This window comes from Amycolatopsis endophytica (genome assembly GCF_013410405.1).
GTDB lineage: Bacteria > Actinomycetota > Actinomycetes > Mycobacteriales > Pseudonocardiaceae > Amycolatopsis_E > Amycolatopsis_E endophytica.
This window is the reverse complement of sequence record NZ_JACCFK010000001.1, coordinates 2,057,214-2,075,697: the sequence shown is the minus strand read 5'-3', so window position 1 is coordinate 2,075,697 and position 18,484 is coordinate 2,057,214. Positions and strand designations below refer to the sequence as shown.

Genomic DNA, 18,484 nt, shown 5'->3' with positions numbered 1-18,484 from the left:
GACACTGCCCTGTCCAATGCCGGTTAATCAGGCCCGTCATGCCTCACAGGCAGGGGAGGATGCTGTGGAGCTGCGGCACCTGCGGTACTTCGTGGCCGTCGCGACCGAGGGTTCGCTGACCCGCGCCGCCGAGCGGCTGCACCTGACCCAGCCGTCGCTGAGCCGTCAGATCCGCCAGCTCGAACGCGATGTGGGCGCGGCGCTGCTGGAGCGGACGTCGACGGGCGCGAAGCTGACCCCGGCCGGGATCGCGCTGCACTCGCACGCGGTGTTGCTGCTGCGGCTGGCGGACGCGACGCGGGAGACCACGCACGCCGCGGCGCGGCAGACCCGTGAGGTCGTCGACATCGGCATCCCGCCGGGCCTGTCGGCGGACTGGCTGCTCGACGCGCTGGCCGATCTGGACAGCGCGGTGCCACACGCCGCGGTGACGTTGACCGAGGCCAGCAGCACCGATCAGCTGACGATGGTCCGTGAGGGCAGGCTCGACCTCGGTCTGGTGCACGAGAAACCGGTCGGCAGCCTGCGTGGTGCCCGGCTGTTCGACCAGCCCTTCGGCGTCGCCGTGCGTCCCGGCCACCCGTTCACGAGGGAAGCGCGGTGCCGTCTGCGGGACCTGGACGGCGTCCGGATCCTCGCGCACGGCAGGCAGCAGGTCCCGGTTTCACACGATCGGCTGGTCGTCGCGGCCCACGATGTCGGTGTCGTGCCGCTGTGGCAGTTCGCCCAGTTCTCCGAGCACGCACTGGCCTGCGCGGAGGCGACCAAATCGGACGCGGTGCTGCTGACGGAGCACTCCGCGACGCGCCTGCTGCCCGGCTGGCCGTGGCGGCCGGTGGTGGAGCCGGAGCTGGAACTGGTCACGTGGCTGGTGTGGCAGCCCGCCACGCGCGCGGTGGTGGACGAGGTCGCGCGGCGGCTGGCCGGTGTCGGGGAACGGTAGCCGGGAACTGTCGGGGGTGTGTGTAAGACTTCCGGGCGTGGCAAACCCGGCGTTGGATCAGGCAGCGAAGTTCGAACTGGCACGGCTCATCACCGAGCTGGCCGTGGTGCACGGCAAGGTGGTGCTGTCCTCCGGCAAGGAGGCCGACTACTACGTCGACCTGCGGCGGGCCACCCTGCACCACGCGGCGGCGCCGTTGATCGGCCGTCTCATGCGGCAGCTGACCGCCGACTGGGACTACGTCGCCGTCGGCGGGCTCACCCTCGGCGCCGATCCGGTCGCCACCGCGATGCTGCACTCCGCCGCGGCGGAGGAAAAGGTGCTCGACGCGTTCGTTGTGCGCAAGAACACGAAGGCGCACGGCATGCAGCGCCGCATCGAGGGGATCGAGGTCGCCGGGCAGCGCGTGCTCGCCATCGACGACACCTCGACCACCGGCGGCAGCGTGCTCACCGCCGTCGAAGCCCTGCAGGAGGCGGGTGCGACGGTGGCCGGCGTGGCGACGGTGGTCGACCGGGACACCGGCGCGCGCGAAGCGATCGAGGCGGAAGGGCTCGCCTATCGTTATCTGCTCGAACTTGACGATCTCGGCCTGAGCTGATTCACCCTGCCCCCTAAGGGAAATCCCCGAAGTGATCTCCGGAATTTCGAGTCGACATTCCGGCCCTGGTCAGGAGTAATCTCAAGACCAGGGGATCGCGAAAGGGGGCGGCGTTGACGACAGCGGAAGTTCTGGCCGACATAACGGTCGGAGTGCACATTCTGGCACTCCTCTACATCGGCCTCGGCGGGTTCTTCGCGTGGTGGTGGCCACGGAGCGCGTTCGTGCACATCCTCTTCGCGATCTGGGGCGTCGCGGTCAACGTTTTCCCCATCCCGTGCCCGCTCACGGCGCTGGAGGACTACTTCCGCGGTCTGCAAGGGCTGGGCCCGCTCCCGGGCGGGTTCAACGCCTACTACATCTACGACACGGTGTTCCCGCGGTCGATGCTCCCACTGGTGGCCGTCGTCGCGCTGGGCCTGGTGATCTTCTCCTACGTCGGCGCGTACGTGCGGTGGAAGCACCGCGACAGCCCGTCCACGCACGCGATCGGGCAGGTCTAGGAGACAATCGCCGGTGTGGTCATCGTCCTGATCCTCATCGGCATCATCGCCTGCGGTGTCGTCGCCGGGCTCGTCCTGCGCCCGAGGGTGCGCGCCGCGGAGGACGCGTTCGCGCAGCGGGTGCGTGCGCTTTCCGACCGCACGGGCTGGCAGCCCGATCGAGCGCCACTGCCGCCGCTGCAGGAGGCGTTCCCGGGTATCAACGACGTCCTCGGTTCGACCTTCCACCACGGTATCCAGGTGAACCTGCAGCTCGCTGGGCCGTGGCGCGGCGTGCCGGTGCGCGTCCTCCAGTTGCGCTACCGCACCGAACACGTCGCCACCGTGCGTGCCGCGACGATGGTGCTGGTGCCACGCCCGGTGCCCGGTCCGTCGCTTCTGGTGCACGGCAGGAACGACCACGATGCGCTCCGGCAACTACCACCGGGGATCGCGCAGCAGATCGTGGCCGATCCGCGCACCCAGCCGCTGTTCTTCACCCCCGAGCACCTCGCGGCGGTGTTTCCCGGCGAGATCACGCAAGACCTCACCGTCGCCGCCGCGGACCTGCTGACCGAACTGCGCCTGCGTCTGGATGTGCGGTGAGCGAGGAGACCGGCCCGACCGAATGGACCGTTCGTGAGCCGGTCGGTGTCGGCCCGTGGGAGGGCGAGTGGCCGGACGACGAGCGCTACGACCCGGAGCTGCTCGCCGAAGGCGACCGCCGCAACGTCGTCGACAGCTACCGCTACTGGCGCCGCGAGGCGATCGTCGCCGACATCGACTCGCGACGGCACCCGTTCCACGTGGCCATCGAGAACTTCCAGCACGACCACAACATCGGCACCGTCGTCCGTACCGCGAACGCCTTCGGGGCGGCCGCGGTCCACATCGTCGGCCGGCGGCGCTGGAACCGGCGCGGCGCGATGGTCACCGACCGGTACCAGCATCTCGAACACCACGCGGACGTGCCGTCGCTGGCCGCGTTCGCGACGGGGCACGGCTTGCCGGTCGTGGCCGTGGACAACACCCCCGGCTCGCGACGGATCGAGACCGCCGAGCTGCCGCGGGAGTGCGTCCTGCTCTTCGGGCAGGAGGGCCCCGGCCTGTCCGCCGAAGCGCACGACACGGCGGCGATGGTGGTGTCGATCGCGCAGTTCGGGTCCACACGGTCGATCAACGCCGGGGTGGCTGCCGGCATCGTGATGCACGCCTGGGTCAGGCAGCACGCGGACCTGTCGGCGGCCTGGTAGGCCGAGCGGCTGAACCGAGCGCCGCGCCGGGGGCCGATCCATGATGGGTGCATGCACAGCGACTGGGCAGCGGCCGCGGAACGGGCCGTCGTCACGCGGCACCTGCGTCGCCTCTGGGGTCTGCCCGGTACGGCGCTCGCGCGCAGCGGCTGGCCCCCGACACTGGATCAGCGCGCGCACCGGCACTGGAACTACTGGTGGCAGGCGCATTTCCTGGACTGTCTCGTGGACGCCCAGCACCGCGACCCGACGCCCGCCCGAGCGTCCACGATCGACCGTTTCGTGTCGACGATGAAGCTGCGCAACTCGGGCACCTGGCGCAACCCCTACTACGACGATCTCGCCTGGCTGGGCCTGGCCCTGCAGCGCACCGGCCGCGACGTGACCTTCTTCCTCGACGAGCTGCGCGGCGCCTGGACGACCGAGGGTGGCGGCGGCATCTGGTGGCGTCGCGGTGACCGCTTCAAGAACGCCCCGGCGAACGGTCCGGCCGCGATCCTGCACGCCAGAGCAGGCGACGTCGAGCGTGCCCGGGATTTGCTGTACTGGATGGAGCGGACCCTCGTGGACCCCGGCACCGGTCTGGTGCGGGACGGTTTGCGGGTGGACAGCAACGACCTGGTCCAGGAAATCTACACCTACTGTCAGGGAGTCTTCCTCGGCGCCTGCCTCGAGCTGTCCGAAGTGGACCTTGCCAGGCGCACCGTCCGCGCCGTGGCGGCCCACTGCGCCCCCGGCGGAACACTGCACGGTCAAGGCGGCGGGGACGGCGGCCTGTTCGCCGGAATCCTGGCCCGCTACCTGGCACTCGCCGCGCACCGCTTGCCAGCGGGCCCCGAAGCGGACGCCGCACGCTCCCTCGTCCTCGCCTCGGCGGACTCCTGCTGGACCGGCGCCGCCGACGCCGCCGGTGGCCCACTGTTCAGTCCGGATTGGAGCGAGCCCGCCCCCACCGCGCCACCGTCACCGGGCCACCCCTCGCGCGACCTCTCGGTACAAGTCGGCGCCTGGATGCTGCTGGAATCCGCCGCCACCCTGTAGCCCCCCTCACGCACGGGAAGGTGGAACTCGCGCGCGGGAACGCAGAACTCGCGGAGGCTCTCGGCGAGTCCCACGCTCCGCCGGACGAGTCCCACGTTCCGGACGCCGAGTCCCACACTCAGCACCCCGACCCCCAGGCTCGCCAACCGCCACCCGGCATCGCACCGCGCCCACCCCCCGAACCAGCCCTCTGCCGCAACCCGATCCCCAGCCAGCTTTGGCGGCCGATCAGGCGGGTCAAGGCACGCTTTCCCGCCTTGACGCGTCTGCTCGGCCGCCAAAGACACTGAAAGATCGGGTCCGGGAGGCCCAACCCGCCGGGCGCGCCAGCGCCCAGGCGCCGGGGCGTAGCGAAGCGAAGCCCGGCGCCCAGGCGCCGGGGCGTAGCGAAGCGAAGCCCGGCGCCCAGGCGCCGGGGCGTAGCGAAGCGAAGCCCGGCGCCCTGGACACCCACGTAGCGCCCACCCAGCCGCGCGAGCAGCGCAACCCCAGCACTACAAAGAGCACCCACAAGAAGCCCGGTGCATCAGCCGCGGCGGCAACCGCACAGTCTCGAATCCGCGCTCCGGCTCCTGGATCCGCGCCAGCAGCAATCGCACCGCCCGCCGCCCGATCTCCTCGATCGGCTGCGCCATGGTCGTCAACGGAGGCTCCACCAGATCCGACCACTCGACATCGTCGAACCCGGCCAGCGCCAAGTCCCGTCCCACCGCCAGCCCCGAGCGCCGGACCTCGTGCAGCACCCCGACCATCATGCTGTCGTTGGCCACCACCATCGCGGTCGGCCGGTCCGGCAACGACAACAACTTCGCCGTCGCGGCAGCGCCACCCTCCCGCGAGGAATGCCCCGACACCACCAGTTCCGGGTTCCATGACAGCCCTCCGCGCCCGAGCCCGAGCCGGTACCCCAGGGTCCGCTCCTCCGAGGTCGTCAACCCGGGCATGCCCGAGACGAACCCGATCCGCCGGTGTCCCAGCGAGGCCAGGTGTTCGGTCAGCGCGGACGTGGACTGGATGTTCTCGGATCCCACCTGGTCGACGTCGGTCCGCATGGTCAGCCGGTCGATCAGCACCGTCGGCAGCCCGAGCGACACCAGCTCCGAGATCACCCGCCCGTCCCCGGCGGCCGGGGTCAGCAGCATTCCCTCCACCCGCCGCGACCGCAGCGTCCGGACGGTTTCCTGCTCGGTCTTGACGGTGTCGTGGGTGTCGGCGAGCAGCACGGTGTAGCCGGCCGTGGCGGCCTCCCGTTCGATCGCCTGCATCAGCGCCGCGAAGTAGGGGTTGGCGAGCAGCGAGATCGCGACACCGATCTGCCGGGTGCCGCCGGTGACCAGCGACCGGGCGATCGCGTCGCCGGTGTAGCCGGTCTCCTCGATGGCGCGCAGCACGGCGGCCTTCGTCTCCGGGGCCACCGCGCGCGTTCCGTTCACCACGTGTGAGACGGTGGTGATCGAGACGCCGGCGAGATCGGCGACGTCCTTCTGGGTGGGCCTGGACGGCATCAAACATCTCCAACGAGCACGAACGATCCGCAAGCGTTTGCGCAAACGCTTGCCGGAGTAGTGTAAGCCCTCCTACCGTCCCCGTCGGCAAACGATCAGCCTCAACGGGGAGGGCAGCGTGAGACACCGGAGTCTCCTGTGCCTCGTCACGGCCGGCTTGCTGGCCGTCAGCGGGTGCACCGTCGAACGCCACTGGGGCGGGAGCTCGGCCCCCGCGGGCAGCGGCCAGGCGAAGGTCGGCCTGGTGACGAAAACCGAGACCAACCCGTACTTCGTGGAGCTGCGCAACGCGGCGAGTGCCGCCGCGCAGGCACAGGGCGCCGGGTTCATGGCGCTGGCCGGTCAGTTCGACGGCGACAACGACGGCCAGGTCCGGGCCATCGAAAACATGGTCCAGCAGGGCGTCACCACCATCATGATCACGCCGAACTCCTCCACCGGCGTGCTCGCCGCGATCGAGCGCGCCCGTCAGGCCGGCGTCCTGGTGATCGCGCTGGACACCGCGACCGAACCCGAGAGCGCGGTCGACGCCACCTACGCCACGGACAACGTCGCGGCCGGGCGTCAGCAGGGCGCCTACGTCAAGGCCGCGCTCGGCGGCGCCGCCCCGAAGGTGATCATGATCGACGGCACCGCGGGCAGCACCGTGGACACCTACCGGCACAACGGCTTCCTCGAAGGCATCGGGCTGGCGGACGGCGATCCGGCGATCGTCGGGCGCGACAACGCCAACGGCGACCAGTCCATCGCCCAGCAGAAGATGGAGAACCTGCTCCAGCGCACCACCGACCTCAACGCCGTCTACACGATGAACGAGCCGACCGCGCGCGGCGCGTATGCCGCGCTGCAGGCCCGCGGGCTTCAGCTGGTGATGGGCTCGATCGACGGCGGCTGCCAGGGCGTGCAGAACGTGCGTGACGGCCAGTACGACGCCACCGTCATGCAGTTCCCGCGCAAGATGGCCGAGCAGGGCGTCACCGCGGCGGTCCAGTACGCGAAGACCGGGCAGAAGCCGAGCGGGTTCATCGACACCGGTTCCGTCGTGATCACCGACCGGCCGATGCCCGGCGTGCCGAGCCAGGACACCGCGTGGGGCCTGCGGAACTGCTGGGGGACCACATGACCACTCATGCCCGTGCCGAGCGCGAAACGCTCGGTGAGTTCTTCCTCCGCGCCCCGGCGATCGGGCCCGCGCTCGCGCTCGTCGTCGCTGTCGTCGTGTTCTCCTTGTCCACCAGCACTTTCCTCGAACTGGACAACCTGTCGCTGGTCGTCGAGCAGTCGCTGGTGGTCGGCACGCTCGCGCTCGGTCAGACGCTGATCATCCTCACCGCGGGCATCGACCTGTCCAACGCGGCGGCGATGGTGCTGGCGACGCTGCTGATGGCGAAACTGCTGACCGGCGGGGTACCGGGGATCTTCGCGCTCGTCCTCGGCGTGCTGGTGACGGCGCTGCTCGGGCTGGTCACCGGCTCACTGGTGACGCGGATCAAGCTGCCGCCGTTCATCGTCACGCTCGGCCTGTTCACGATTCTCACCGCGGTGGGAAAGCTCGTCGCCAGCGGGCAGGCCGTGCCGATCGCGCCGGACTCGCTGCTGGCGTGGCTGGGCACGCGGCGCTACCTGTTCGGCGGCATCCCGGTCACCTACGGCATGACGCTGGCGCTGGTGATGTACCTGGTGCTCTGGTACTCGCTGACCAGGACCGCCTGGGGCAAGCACGTCTACGCGGTCGGCAACGCCCCCGAAGCCGCGCGGCTGTCCGGCATCAAGGTCAACCGCACGGTGGTGTCGGTGTACCTGGTGGCGGGGCTGATCTTCGGTATCGCGGCGTGGCAGGCGCTGGGCCGCGTGCCCAACGCCGATCCGAACGCCTACCAGCTCGGCAACCTCGACTCGATCACCGCGGTCGTGCTCGGCGGCACCAGCCTGTTCGGCGGCCGCGGGTCGGTGTTCGGGACGATGATGGGTGCGCTGATCGTGACGGTGCTGCGCTCGGGGCTGACCCAGCTCGGCGTCGACTCGCTCTACCAGGACGTCGCCACCGGTGCACTGGTGATCGCCGCGGTGGCCGTGGACCGGCTGGCCAGGAGGCAGAAATGACCCCGACCCTTTCGGCACGTGGCCTGGTGAAGCGCTTCGGCCGCGTCACCGCGATCGACGGCGCGGACTTCGATCTCGAACCCGGCGAGGTGCTCGCCGTGGTCGGCGACAACGGTGCGGGCAAGTCGAGCCTGATCAAGGCGCTCTCCGGCGCGCTGGTGCCGGACGCGGGCGAGATCTTCGTCGACGGCGAGCCGGTGCACTTCCGGACGCCGCTGGACGCGCGGCGCTGCGGTATCGAGACCGTCTATCAGGACCTGGCGCTGGCGCCGGCGCAGGACATCGCGACGAACATGTTCCTGGGCAGGGAGATCCGCCGGAGCGGACCGCTCGGGCTGGTCCGCAAGCTGGACACGGCGAAGATGCGGGCCGAGGCCCAGCGGGTGCTCGACGAGCTGGACATCAAGATCAAGTCGATCACGCAGCCGGTCGAGACGTTGTCCGGCGGGCAGCGTCAGGGCGTCGCGGTCGCGCGGGCCGCCGCGTTCGGGACCAAGGCGGTGATCATGGACGAGCCGACCGCCGCGCTCGGGGTCGCCGAATCGGCCAAGGTGCTGCAGCTGATCGACCGGATCCGGCAGCGCGGCCTGCCGGTCGTGCTGATCAGCCACAACATGCCGCACGTGTTCGAAATTTCGGACCGCATCCACGTGCACCGGCTCGGCAGGCGCGTCGGGGTGGTGTCACCGAAGACGACGAGCATGAACCAGGTGGTCGGGCTGATCACCGGTGCGCTGCGGGTCGGCGAGGACGGGAAGGTGGCGGAAGTCGAATCGGCGGTGCGGACGGGGCTGACGGCGTGACCGTCCTGCTCGCCGGGCTGTGCACGGTGGACCTCGTGCAGCGGGTGGCGGAACTGCCCTCGCCCGGTGAGAAGGTCCAGTCGCTCGCCGTCGAGGTGGCCGCGGGCGGACCGGCGACGAACGCCGCCGTGACGGTCGCGGCGCTCGGCGAGGAGGCCGTCCTGGTGACGGCGCTGGGCACGCACCCGCTCGCCGGACTGGCCCGCGCCGACCTGGCCGCGCACGGTGTGCGCGTCGTCGACACCGCGCCCGGGCGGGCGGAACCGCCCGCGGTGAGCGCGGTCGCGGTCCGTGACCGGGACGGCGAGCGGACCGTCGTCTCCCGCAACGCGGCGCGGATCGAGGGAGCCATGCCGTCCGAAATACCGGATGACGTCCGGGTCGTGCTGGTCGACGGTCATCTGCCGCGGCTGGCGCTCGGCGTCGCTCGGTGGGCCCGCGAGCGCGGGATCCCGGTCGTGCTGGACGCGGGCAGCTGGAAACCGGTGCTGGAGGAGCTGCTGCCGCTGGTCGACATCGCAGCGTGCTCGGCGCACTTCCGCGCGCCAGGGCCCGGCCTGCGGGAACGCGGTGTGCCGACGGTCGTCGTCACGGCCGGACCCGGTCCGGTGCGCTGGGAGACGGTCGACGATGCTGGTGAGATCGACGTGCCGGAGGTGCGCGCGCTGGACACACTGGGCGCGGGGGACGTCTGGCACGGCGCCCTGGCCTGCGGCGTCGGCAGGTTCGGGCTGCCGGAGGCGATCCGGTTCGCCAACGAGGTGGCCGCGGAGAAGGTGCGGCATGCGGGGCCCAGGGCCTGGGTCCCGGAGGTAGCGAAGTGGGGAGTGCGATGACGAGTCCGACGTTCGACGAGCTGCTGACCAGGGCCGAGGGCCTGGTCTCCCGGGGCAGGCGGTCCATCCTGGGGATCGTCGGCGCGCCGGCGGCAGGCAAGACGACCCTGGCGCGCGGGCTGGCCGACGCGCTGGGCAACCGCGCGGTCGTGGTCGGGATGGACGGGTTCCACCTCGCGCAGGTCGAGCTGCAGCGCCTGGACCGGACCGAGCGCAAGGGCGCGCCGGACACCTTCGACGCCCACGGGTACGTGAGCCTGCTGCGGCGCATCAGGGAAACCAGGGAGACGGTGTACGCGCCGCAGTTCCGGCGCGAGATCGAGGAGCCGATCGCGGGCGCGGTGTGCGTGCCGCCGGAGGTGCCGCTGGTCATCACCGAGGGCAACTATCTCCTGGTCGACGACGAGCCGTGGAGCGAGGTGCGCGGCCTGGTCGACGAGGTGTGGTTCCTGAAGCCGGACGAGCAGGAACGGATCGAGCGGCTGGTCAACCGGCACCGCCGCTACGGGCGCACCCTGGTCGAGGCGAAGGGCCGGGCGCTGGGCAGCGACCAGCGCAACGCCGACCTGATCGAGACCACCTCGGGACGGGCCGACCTGGTGCTGGAGAACCTGCCGCTGCAGAACTTCGTGATATGAGCGGAGTCCTCGTCGTCACCGGCGGCAGCCGGGGCATCGGCGCGGCCGTCGCACGGTTGGGCGCCTCGCGCGGGTACGACGTGGTGCTCAACTACGCGAACGACTCGACGGCCGCCTCGGCGGTTGCCGCCGAAGTGCGGGCGTCCGGGCGTCAGGCGGTGGCTGTGCGGGGCGATGTCGCCTCCGAAGACGACGTGGTCGCGTTGTTCGACGCGGCGGCGGAGCTGGGACCGGTCACCGCGGTGGTCAACAACGCGGCGATCACCGGGAACACTCCCGGGCGGTTGGACGCGCAGGACGTCGCGACCGTGCGGCGGGTGCTGGACGTCAACGTGACGGGCGTGTTCCTGTGCTGCCGGGAGGCGGTGCGCCGCATGTCGACGCGCTATGGCGGGCCCGGTGGCGCGGTGGTGAACATTTCGTCCACAGCCGCCCGCACCGGTTCTCCGAACGAGTGGACCCACTACGCGGCGACGAAGGCCGCTGTGGAAACCCTGACCTGGGGACTGGCGCAGGAGGTCGCGGGCGAGGGTGTCCGGGTCAACGCCGTCGCACCCGGGCTCGTCGACACCGGCCTGCACGCCGCGGCCGGCCTGCCGGATCGCGTCGAGCGGATCGCGCCGTCGATCCCGCTGGCCCGGTCCGGTCAGCCGGAGGAAATCGCCGAGGCGGTCCTGTGGATGCTTTCGCCCGCCGCGTCCTACGCGGTGGGTGCGGTGCTGCCGGTCGGCGGCGGCCGGTAGCCGTCTGACTCGGCGAGGAAGTCGCGGATCGCCGGGGCAGGAGCCTGGCGACTTCATCGCCCAGAGCGGCCGGGTGACGGGGGTCCGGGCCCGGGATGACGAGTGCCGGAGTCGTGATCGCGGACAACTCGGCGGTCGAGCGGAACGCGCCGCGCACGAGCGCGGCGATGACCGGCGTCAGGTGCGGCAGAACTGGCCCGGCTCCCCTTCGTGTCCACACCCGCGGGTTCGTTGCGCCGGGAGATCGAGGACCACGAACTGGCCGCGATGGGCGTTCCCAGCCCGCGCGTCGCAATCGAGCTGGGGCACCCGGAAGCGATCAGGCATGGCCCGCGGTTACCCACAACCTGTGGATGAATCTTCGAGTTGTCCACAGGTACGCCGGGGGAAACCGGGAACCCGAGCGGAACGTTGTACCCACGAGGGGACACGAACGGGTGAGAAGGGACTGCATGGCGAAGCTGACCGGAGTGCACCACCTGGCCCTCACGGTGACCGATGTCGACCGGAGCGTCCCCTGGTACGAGCGGGTGCTCGAGCTGCGGGAGACGGGACGGCGCGAGGACCCCGGGACGGGGCTGCGGAAGGTCGTCCTCCACGCGCCCGGTGACGCGTTCTCGGTGGTGCTCCTGCAGCACCCCGCGACCGAACGCGGCACCTTCGACGAGCGCAGAACCGGGCTCGACCACGTCGCGTTCACGGTGCCGACCTACGCCGAACTCAAGCAGTGGGAGCAGCGGCTCGCCGACTACGGGGTCACCTACAGCCCGGCCAAGGCGTCCCGCACCCTCCCCGGCTCGGCCGTCGTCGTGTTCCGCGATCCGGACGGCATCCAGCTCGAAGTCTGGGCCGACCTGAACTCCTAGCCCGAAGCGTTGCCTCCGCTGCTCGGCGTCCGTCCTCCACGGCAAGCCCGGCGCAGAGGTGTTGATCCGCGCGCGCGACCGCGAGAACCTGTATCCCGGTGATCGGATCACCGTTCCCGCACCCGCCCGTACCCGGAGGACCGATGACGTCCCGGATCTTCGACGCACTCGCCGACGCGGCGCGGGAACCCCTCGCCACGGGCTGGATCGCGGGCGACCGCGAGATCACGTTCGCGGAGATGGACCGGCTTTCCGACCGATTCGCGGCCGGACTGCTGCGGCAGGGGATCGCGCACGGCGACCGCATCGCCGTGCTGGCTCCGACAACGCCGGAATGGCTCGTCGTCTACTTCGCCGCCGCCAAGATCGGCGCGGTCGTGGTCGGCCTGAGCGTCCGGTACCGCGAGAACGAACTCGCCCACATGCTCGGCGACTCGGGGGCCCGTCTGGTGGTCACCGTGCCCTCGCACGACGGCGTCGATTTCCCCGCCCTGCTCGAAGGGCTCGTGGAGACCGTCGTGACCTTCGGCGCCGGCGACCTGACCTACGACGACCTCCTGCTCGACGGACCGGTGGCCGAGGCGAAGGCCGGGGTCACACCGGACGACCCGGTGATGATCATCTACACCTCGGGCACGACCGGCATCCCCAAGGGCGCGGTCCTCACGCACCGGAGCCAGCTCGCTTCGGCACGGGCCGAGGTCGACCACATCCGCCTCGACGAGAACGACGTGCTGCCGGTCGCGGTCCCGCTGAACCACGTCAGCGGTATCACCTGCTGCGTGCTGAGCGCACTCGTCGCCCGCGCCCGCGCCGTCCTGCTGCCCGCTTTCGACGCCCGCGAGATCGTGGATCTGTTCGCCACCGCGGGACTCACCCTGTGGGTCGGCGTCCCGACGATGCACACGCTGCTGCTCAACCGGCCGGAGCTGGACGCGGTCGACACGTCGAAGGTGCGGCTGGTCGTCACCGGCGGCGCCAACGCCGAGCCCGCGCTGCTCGAACGGCTGACCAGCCGGTTCCCGAACGCCCCGGTGATGAACCTCTACGGACTGAGCGAGACGTCCGGCGCCGTGCTGATGACCGCGTGGGACGACGACTTCGAGACGACCGCCACCACGGTGGGTCACCCGCTCCCCGGTGTCGAAATCAAGATCATCGGAGGCGCCGGGGCGGAGCTGCCGTCGGGTCGGACCGGCGAGCTGCTCGTGCGGTCGACCTCGCTCATGGCCGGTTACCACGGCCGTCCGCGGGACACGGCCGCGGCCATCGACGACGGCTGGCTGCGCACCGGTGACCTCGCGTGCGTGACCGGTGACGGGGCCGTGCTCCTGCGCGGGCGGGCCAAGGAGATGTTCGTGCAGGGAGGGTTCAACATCTATCCGGTCGAGGTCGAGAACGTCCTCGCCGCGCACCCCGACGTCGTGCTGGTCGCCGGGATCGGCGTACCCGATCCGGTGCTCGGCGAGATCGGCCGCTACCACGTGGTTCTCGCCCCGGGCGCCACCGCGACGGTGGCGGACCTGAAGTCATTCTGCGCGGCCAAGATCGCCGACTACAAGGTGCCGAAGGACATCGTCCTGCGGGACACCCTGCCGCTCACGCCCGCCGGGAAGATCCAGAAGAGCAGGCTGCTCGATCAGGGGTAGCGGGCGGGAACTACGCCGCGGTGCGGTACTCCTGCTCGGGCGGGTCCTCGTCGACGGGGCGGCGCATCTCCTGCCGGTACCGGACGAAACCGTACCCGGTGCCGATCACGAAGAACGCGATCGACAACCAGACCAGCACGGTCTTGACCCACGGGATCGCGTCGAGCAGACCGGCGCCGTAGTAGCCGATCAGCACCAGCGTCGGCACCCAGAACACGCCGCCGATCGTGGTGGCGAGGAGGAAGCGCCGGGAGTCCATGCGGGCGGCCCCGGCGATCAGCGGCGCGAGGGTGCGGATCCACGGGATCCAGCGTGCGGCGACGATCGCGAAGAAGCCCTTGCGGTCGAGGAACTCCCGCGCCCGTTCGAGGTTGTGCCTGTTCAGGACCTTGCCGCCGCGCCGGGCGATGAACCGGACCCCGGTCTGCTGCCCGATGTAGTAGCCGACCTGGTTGCCCACCACCGCGACGACGAGCGCCGCGATCGACAGCAGCCAGGCACTGGCGTGCGCGCCGTGTGAGGCAAGGACGACTCCGGCCGCGAACAGCAGCGAATCACCGGGCAGGAACAGCCCGATGATCAGGGCGCACTCGATGAACACGAAACTGAGCACGATGACCCAGACCAGCAGCGGGCCGGCCGTGTCCAACCAGCCCACGCCGACGGCTTCGGACGCGGCGAAGTCGAAAGTCACCCGGAGAGCGTACGTGCCGCACTCAACCACCAGTCAGCCGATCGGTCGAATTTAGGTGATCCGTTACGGAACACGGCCGCACATTCGCGAAAAATGTGCGGCCGTGTTCCTGGTCACATCTGGGGCAGAGACTCGCCCTGAACAGCCTCGATGTCGAGTTCGATCTTGACGTTGGACCCGATCGCGGCGACCCCGGCACGCACCATCGCGCTGTAGTTGATCGCGAAATCGTTGCGGTGCAGCTGGGTTTCGGCGTGGAACGCCGCACGCACCCCGCCCCACGGATCCGGCCCGTAGCCGCCGTAGGTCAGGTCCATCTCGATCGACTTACGCTCACCGTGCAACGTCAGCTCGCCTGCCAGCACCCAGGTGTCCGTGCCACGCTGTCGCATCCCGGTGCTGACGAACCCGATCACCGGGTACGACTCCACGTCCAGGAACTCCGGCGAGCGCAGGTTGTCGTCGCGCATCTTGATGCCGGTGTCGATGCTCGCGGCCTTGATCTCGGCCTCGACCCGCGACTGCTCCGCCGGGCGGGCGATGTCGATGCGCCCGCTGATCTCGGAGAACCGGGCCTTGATGCTCGCGATGCCCAGGTGCCGCGCGGTCGCGACCGCGGTCGAGTGCACCGGGTCGATCGTCCACGGACCCGCGGGCGGCAGCTCGACGGCACCGGCCATCGGCGTCACCACCAGGTCGCCGAGCGAACCCGACCCGTCGGACCCGATCTGCGCGGTGCGGGCCACCGGCGCGTGCCCGGCGGCGGTGAGGACCGCGGTGTAGATGCCCGGGGTCAGCGGCGGCGTGGCCACCGCCCCCGTGGCGTCCGCGACGGCACGGGCGACCTGCTGGCCGCTCATGTCCGTCACGGTCAGCACCGCGTTCTCCACCGCCCAGCCCTCGGCCGTGCGGATCTGCGCGCGCAATCCGCTCATGACTGCTCCACCCCGTTGCTCGCCGGGTCGCCCAGCTGGTCGAGCACCTGCTCGTAGCCCAGCCGGACGTCGTGGCTGACGTCGCCGCCACCCGGCAGGTTCACCTGGCTCGTCGCCGGCGGGTACCCGCTGGCGACCACCGTGTAGTCACCCTCGGGCAGATCGCTGACGACGTACTGGCCGTTCTCGTCCGTCCGGGCGACCGCGGCGACGTTGCCCTCGGTGTCCAGGACCGTGATCCGCGCGTCCGGCACCGGGCGTCCGCCGTCGGTGCGGGCGGTGCCGGCCAGCAGCACGGCGGGCGCGATCTCGACGTCCTGCTGCAGCACGCCACTGTCCGGCACGGTGATCAGCGACGCGACCGGGCGCATCCGGTCGGCGCTGGCCACCAGCGTGTAGGTGCCGGAGCTGACGCCGTTGAACAGGTACGCGCCCTGGGCGTCGCTGATCGCGGCCCCGGTGACCTCGCCACGCGAGTCGGTCAGCGTCACGGTGGCGCCGGCCAGCGGGGAGCCCGCGCCCGCCACCCGGACGACACCGCTCAGCTCGCCCGAGCCGACGAGCGTCAGGTCCAGGCGCGACGGCCCGTCGCCGACGACCACGCTGGCCGCCTGCGGCTGGTGCCCTGCCGCCGACACGATCAGCACGTACGCGCCGTTGCCCGGTGCGCCGATCGAGTAACCGCCGTCGGCGCTGCCGGTCGCCCGCGAGACCTGGCGGCCCCGCTGGTCGATGAGGGTCAGCGCGGCGCCGCCGACGGCCGTGCCGTCCTGACGGCGGATGGTGCCGGTGACGGGCTGGCCACCGGTGCCGAGCGCGTTGTCCGTCCCGGCGCTCGCGACCGCGTTCGTGATCGGCGCGGCCTGCGCGGCGAGCTGGTACTCGCCGTGCCCGTTGTTGTCACTCAAGGAATGCCTCCCTGTTCCGACCAGCACGGGTTCGCGGTCCTCCTCGAACGCGGCGTCCGCGTCCGCCCAGGTGTCCGCGTCCGCACCGGTCTTCGCGTTCTCGTCCGGCAGCAGCGCCTCACCGACCGGGTCGGACTGCGGCGCGGGCTGGGCCGGACCTCCTGCCAGCGGGATCTCCTTCATGAACGCCAGCACGATCGAGGCGAGCAACGCCACGGCACCGGCCACGTAGAAGACACCGTGCATCGAGTTGGTGAACCCGGTCAGGATCGGGATCTGCACCGCGTCGGGCAGGTTGTGCAGGCTGCTGGTGTCGGCCTGCAGCGCACCCAGCTGGCTCTGGTCGAAGCCGGGGGGCAGGTTGCCGCCGAACGCGTCGGCGATCTTGCCCGGCAGCAGGTTGAACAGGATGGTCAGGAAGACCGCGACACCCAGGGTGCCGCCCATCTGGCGGAAGAACGTGGCCGACGCGGTCGACACACCCATGTCGCGGCGCGGGCCGGCGTTCTGCGCGGCGATGATCAGCGTCTGCATGCACCCACCGAGGCCGAGGCCGATGAGCAGGGCGATGACCAGCGGCTGCCACAGCGGGCTGTTGTAGTGCACCTGCGCGTACAGCGCCGCGCCGATGGCGATCAGGACCGTGCCGACGACCGGCAGGATCTTGTAGCGCCCGGTCTTCGCGGTGATCCGGCCCGAGATCTGCGAACCGGTCATGATGCCCAGCACGAGCGGCAGCATCAGCAGGCCGGCCTGGGTCGGCGTGTAGCCGCGCACGACCTGGAAGTACAGCGGGATCATGCTGATCGAGCCGAACATGCCGATACCGACCAGCGTGCCGCCGCCGATCGCGACGCTGAACGTCGAGTTGCGGAACAGCCGCAGCGGGATCAGCGCCTCGTCCTTCATCACGTACTCGACGAAGAGGAAGAGCACGACACCGAAGGCGGCGACGGCGTAGCAGATCACCGCGGTGGTCGAACCCCAGCCCCAGGTGCGTCCCTGCTCGGCGACCAGGAGCAACGGCACCACCGCGATGGCCAGCGAGACCGCGCCGAACCAGTCGATGCGGTGGTCCTGCCGCTGGTGCGGCACGTTCAGCACCTTCGCCACGACCGCGAGCGCGAGGACACCGATCGGGACGTTGATCAGGAAGATCCAGCGCCACCCGTCGAGGCCGCCCAGGCTCTCGAAGTCGGAGAACAGGCCACCGAGCACCGGGCCGAGAACGGTCGCGCTGCCGAAGACCATCATGAAGTAGCCCTGGTACTTCACCCGTTCGCGGGCGGGCACCACGTCACCGATGATGGTCATGGCGAGCGACATCAGACCACCGGCGCCCAGGCCCTGGAAGGCCCGGAACGCGGCCAGCTCGTACATCGAGGTGGCGAACGTGCAGGCCGCGGAGCCGACGACGAACAACGCGATCGCGGTCAGGTAGAACGGCTTGCGCCCGTAGATGTCGGACAGCTTGCCGTACAGCGGCGTCGCGATGGTCGCGGTGATCAGGTAGGCCGTGGTGGCCCACGCCTGCTGGTCGAAGCCGTGCAGGTCGTTGGCGATCTTGACGATCGCGACGCTGACGATGTTCTGGTCCAGCGCCGCCAGGAACATCCCCAGCAGGAGTCCGCTGAGGATGGTCAGGATCTGTTTGTGCGTGAGGCGTGGGCCCTCGTCCGCGACGGCGCCCCCCGCGGGCACCGGTTGTTCTCGTGTGGAGCGTGTCATGCGTCGTCCCCCTTGCTGCGCGCCGAAACCTGATCGGCGAGTTGTGGAGCGTGGTGCTCGATCCCCGTGTTGAGCCGGTCCAGGAGCTTGTTCAGGACGCGGCGTTCGTCCTCCGGCCATTCGGCCAGCACTTCGGCCAGCCAGCGGTTGCGTTGCCTGCGGTTCTCTTCGAACACCCGCATCCCCTCCGTCGTCGGGGCCAGCAAGCAGGCCCGCCCGTCCTCCGGATCGGCCAGCCGCTCGACCAGGCCGTGCTGCACCAGTGAGCTGCTCTGCCTGCTGATGGTGGAGATCTCGGCGTGCAGCGCCTCGGCGAGCTTGCTCGTGCGCTGGGGCCCGTCGTGGATGAGCTGGAAGAGAATGGCGTACGCGGCGCGCTCGATACCGTCCGGCCCCAGCTTCGCCACCTGCGACTTCGCCTTGGTGAGCAGCCGCATGAAGCGGACGAGCTGAACACCCAGCTCATCGGCGATGTCGAGCTCGGTGTCCGTGAAGGCCGCTTCCTCGACGGGAGATGGCATGCCGGATCACTCTCTTCGTACGGGATGTCTTAATTGACCGAAGCAACTAGTTGCCCTGGTCAAGGATGCACCTGGACTAGTTGGTTGCGCCACTCAAATAACCGGCCGTGTGGCCGATGACACTTTAGTTGCCACAGGCAACTGAATTACACGTGCCTCGGACGAGGGCGGATGAGCCGAACACATTCCGGAAAATTTTTTCCGGAATGCGGACCTGATGCCCCTACCATAGATG

The 18,484-nt window shown here is 70.3% G+C and carries 19 protein-coding genes; 14 read left to right on the top strand and 5 right to left on the bottom strand.

The window, feature by feature from the left end:
• Positions 1-64: 64 nt before the first annotated feature.
• From HNR02_RS10315 to HNR02_RS10290, 6 genes are all read left to right on the top strand, one after another.
• Positions 65-943 carry a LysR family transcriptional regulator gene (locus HNR02_RS10315; protein WP_179772926.1) on the top strand — a complete coding sequence of 293 codons (879 nt, stop codon included), beginning with the start codon at positions 65-67 and terminating at the stop codon, positions 941-943.
• 37 nt (positions 944-980) lie between these two features.
• Complete coding sequence (pyrE, locus tag HNR02_RS10310) at positions 981-1,544, top strand: orotate phosphoribosyltransferase (RefSeq protein WP_179772925.1); 564 nt, start codon at positions 981-983, stop codon at positions 1,542-1,544.
• Between the two features lie 113 nt (positions 1,545-1,657).
• The gene (locus HNR02_RS10305; protein WP_281377201.1) at positions 1,658-2,047 is read left to right on the top strand and encodes a DUF2784 domain-containing protein; all 390 of its coding nucleotides are present in this window, start codon (positions 1,658-1,660) and stop codon (positions 2,045-2,047) included.
• A gap of 15 nt (positions 2,048-2,062) precedes the next feature.
• The gene (locus HNR02_RS10300) at positions 2,063-2,632 is read left to right on the top strand and encodes a hypothetical protein (protein WP_179772924.1); all 570 of its coding nucleotides are present in this window, start codon (positions 2,063-2,065) and stop codon (positions 2,630-2,632) included.
• A complete protein-coding gene (locus tag HNR02_RS10295) occupies positions 2,629-3,279 on the top strand; it encodes a TrmH family RNA methyltransferase (protein WP_179772923.1) in 651 nt (216 codons plus the stop codon). The genes HNR02_RS10300 and HNR02_RS10295 overlap by 4 nt, the downstream gene beginning before the upstream one ends.
• Before the next feature lie 51 nt (positions 3,280-3,330).
• Positions 3,331-4,320 carry a glycoside hydrolase family 76 protein gene (locus HNR02_RS10290; RefSeq protein ID WP_179772922.1) on the top strand — a complete coding sequence of 330 codons (990 nt, stop codon included), beginning with the start codon at positions 3,331-3,333 and terminating at the stop codon, positions 4,318-4,320.
• Positions 4,321-4,814: 494 nt separating this feature from the next.
• Here the strand turns inward: HNR02_RS10290 and HNR02_RS10285 are convergent, their stop codons facing one another.
• Entirely contained in the window at positions 4,815-5,825 is a 1,011-nt protein-coding gene (locus HNR02_RS10285) for a LacI family DNA-binding transcriptional regulator (protein ID WP_179772921.1), read from the bottom strand.
• 118 nt (positions 5,826-5,943) lie between these two features.
• Here HNR02_RS10285 and HNR02_RS10280 point away from each other — a divergent pair, with 118 nt between their 5' ends.
• From HNR02_RS10280 to HNR02_RS10245, 8 genes are all read left to right on the top strand, one after another.
• Positions 5,944-6,948: a substrate-binding domain-containing protein gene (locus HNR02_RS10280; RefSeq protein WP_179772920.1), complete on the top strand. Its 1,005-nt coding sequence runs from the start codon at positions 5,944-5,946 to the stop codon at positions 6,946-6,948.
• A complete protein-coding gene (locus tag HNR02_RS10275; protein ID WP_179775830.1) occupies positions 6,945-7,928 on the top strand; it encodes an ABC transporter permease in 984 nt (327 codons plus the stop codon). Before HNR02_RS10280 ends, HNR02_RS10275 begins: the two co-directional genes overlap by 4 nt.
• Positions 7,925-8,731 (top strand): ATP-binding cassette domain-containing protein, encoded by an 807-nt coding sequence (locus HNR02_RS10270; RefSeq protein ID WP_179772919.1) that lies wholly within the window; start codon positions 7,925-7,927, stop codon positions 8,729-8,731. Before HNR02_RS10275 ends, HNR02_RS10270 begins: the two co-directional genes overlap by 4 nt.
• Positions 8,728-9,567, top strand: coding sequence for a PfkB family carbohydrate kinase (locus HNR02_RS10265; RefSeq protein ID WP_179772918.1), 840 nt, complete (start codon positions 8,728-8,730; stop codon positions 9,565-9,567). The genes HNR02_RS10270 and HNR02_RS10265 overlap by 4 nt, the downstream gene beginning before the upstream one ends.
• Positions 9,564-10,205, top strand: coding sequence for a nucleoside/nucleotide kinase family protein (locus HNR02_RS10260; RefSeq protein WP_179772917.1), 642 nt, complete (start codon positions 9,564-9,566; stop codon positions 10,203-10,205). The genes HNR02_RS10265 and HNR02_RS10260 overlap by 4 nt, the downstream gene beginning before the upstream one ends.
• Positions 10,202-10,948 (top strand): SDR family oxidoreductase, encoded by a 747-nt coding sequence (locus HNR02_RS10255; protein ID WP_179772916.1) that lies wholly within the window; start codon positions 10,202-10,204, stop codon positions 10,946-10,948. Before HNR02_RS10260 ends, HNR02_RS10255 begins: the two co-directional genes overlap by 4 nt.
• Positions 10,949-11,400: 452 nt before the next feature.
• Positions 11,401-11,814 (top strand): VOC family protein, encoded by a 414-nt coding sequence (locus HNR02_RS10250; RefSeq protein WP_179772915.1) that lies wholly within the window; start codon positions 11,401-11,403, stop codon positions 11,812-11,814.
• Positions 11,815-11,957: 143 nt separating this feature from the next.
• Complete coding sequence (locus tag HNR02_RS10245) at positions 11,958-13,463, top strand: class I adenylate-forming enzyme family protein (protein WP_179772914.1); 1,506 nt, start codon at positions 11,958-11,960, stop codon at positions 13,461-13,463.
• A gap of 10 nt (positions 13,464-13,473) precedes the next feature.
• Here the strand turns inward: HNR02_RS10245 and HNR02_RS10240 are convergent, their stop codons facing one another.
• The 4 genes from HNR02_RS10240 to HNR02_RS10225 form a co-directional block, all read right to left on the bottom strand.
• Positions 13,474-14,157 (bottom strand): DedA family protein, encoded by a 684-nt coding sequence (locus tag HNR02_RS10240; protein WP_179772913.1) that lies wholly within the window; start codon positions 14,155-14,157, stop codon positions 13,474-13,476.
• A 113-nt stretch (positions 14,158-14,270) separates the two neighbouring features.
• Positions 14,271-15,092, bottom strand: coding sequence for a YceI family protein (locus HNR02_RS10235; RefSeq protein ID WP_179772912.1), 822 nt, complete (start codon positions 15,090-15,092; stop codon positions 14,271-14,273).
• Positions 15,089-17,728, bottom strand: coding sequence for an MFS transporter (locus HNR02_RS10230; protein WP_179772911.1), 2,640 nt, complete (start codon positions 17,726-17,728; stop codon positions 15,089-15,091). Before HNR02_RS10230 ends, HNR02_RS10235 begins: the two co-directional genes overlap by 4 nt.
• Complete coding sequence (locus tag HNR02_RS10225; RefSeq protein WP_179772910.1) at positions 17,725-18,249, bottom strand: MarR family winged helix-turn-helix transcriptional regulator; 525 nt, start codon at positions 18,247-18,249, stop codon at positions 17,725-17,727. The genes HNR02_RS10230 and HNR02_RS10225 overlap by 4 nt, the downstream gene beginning before the upstream one ends.
• Positions 18,250-18,484: the final 235 nt, after the last annotated feature.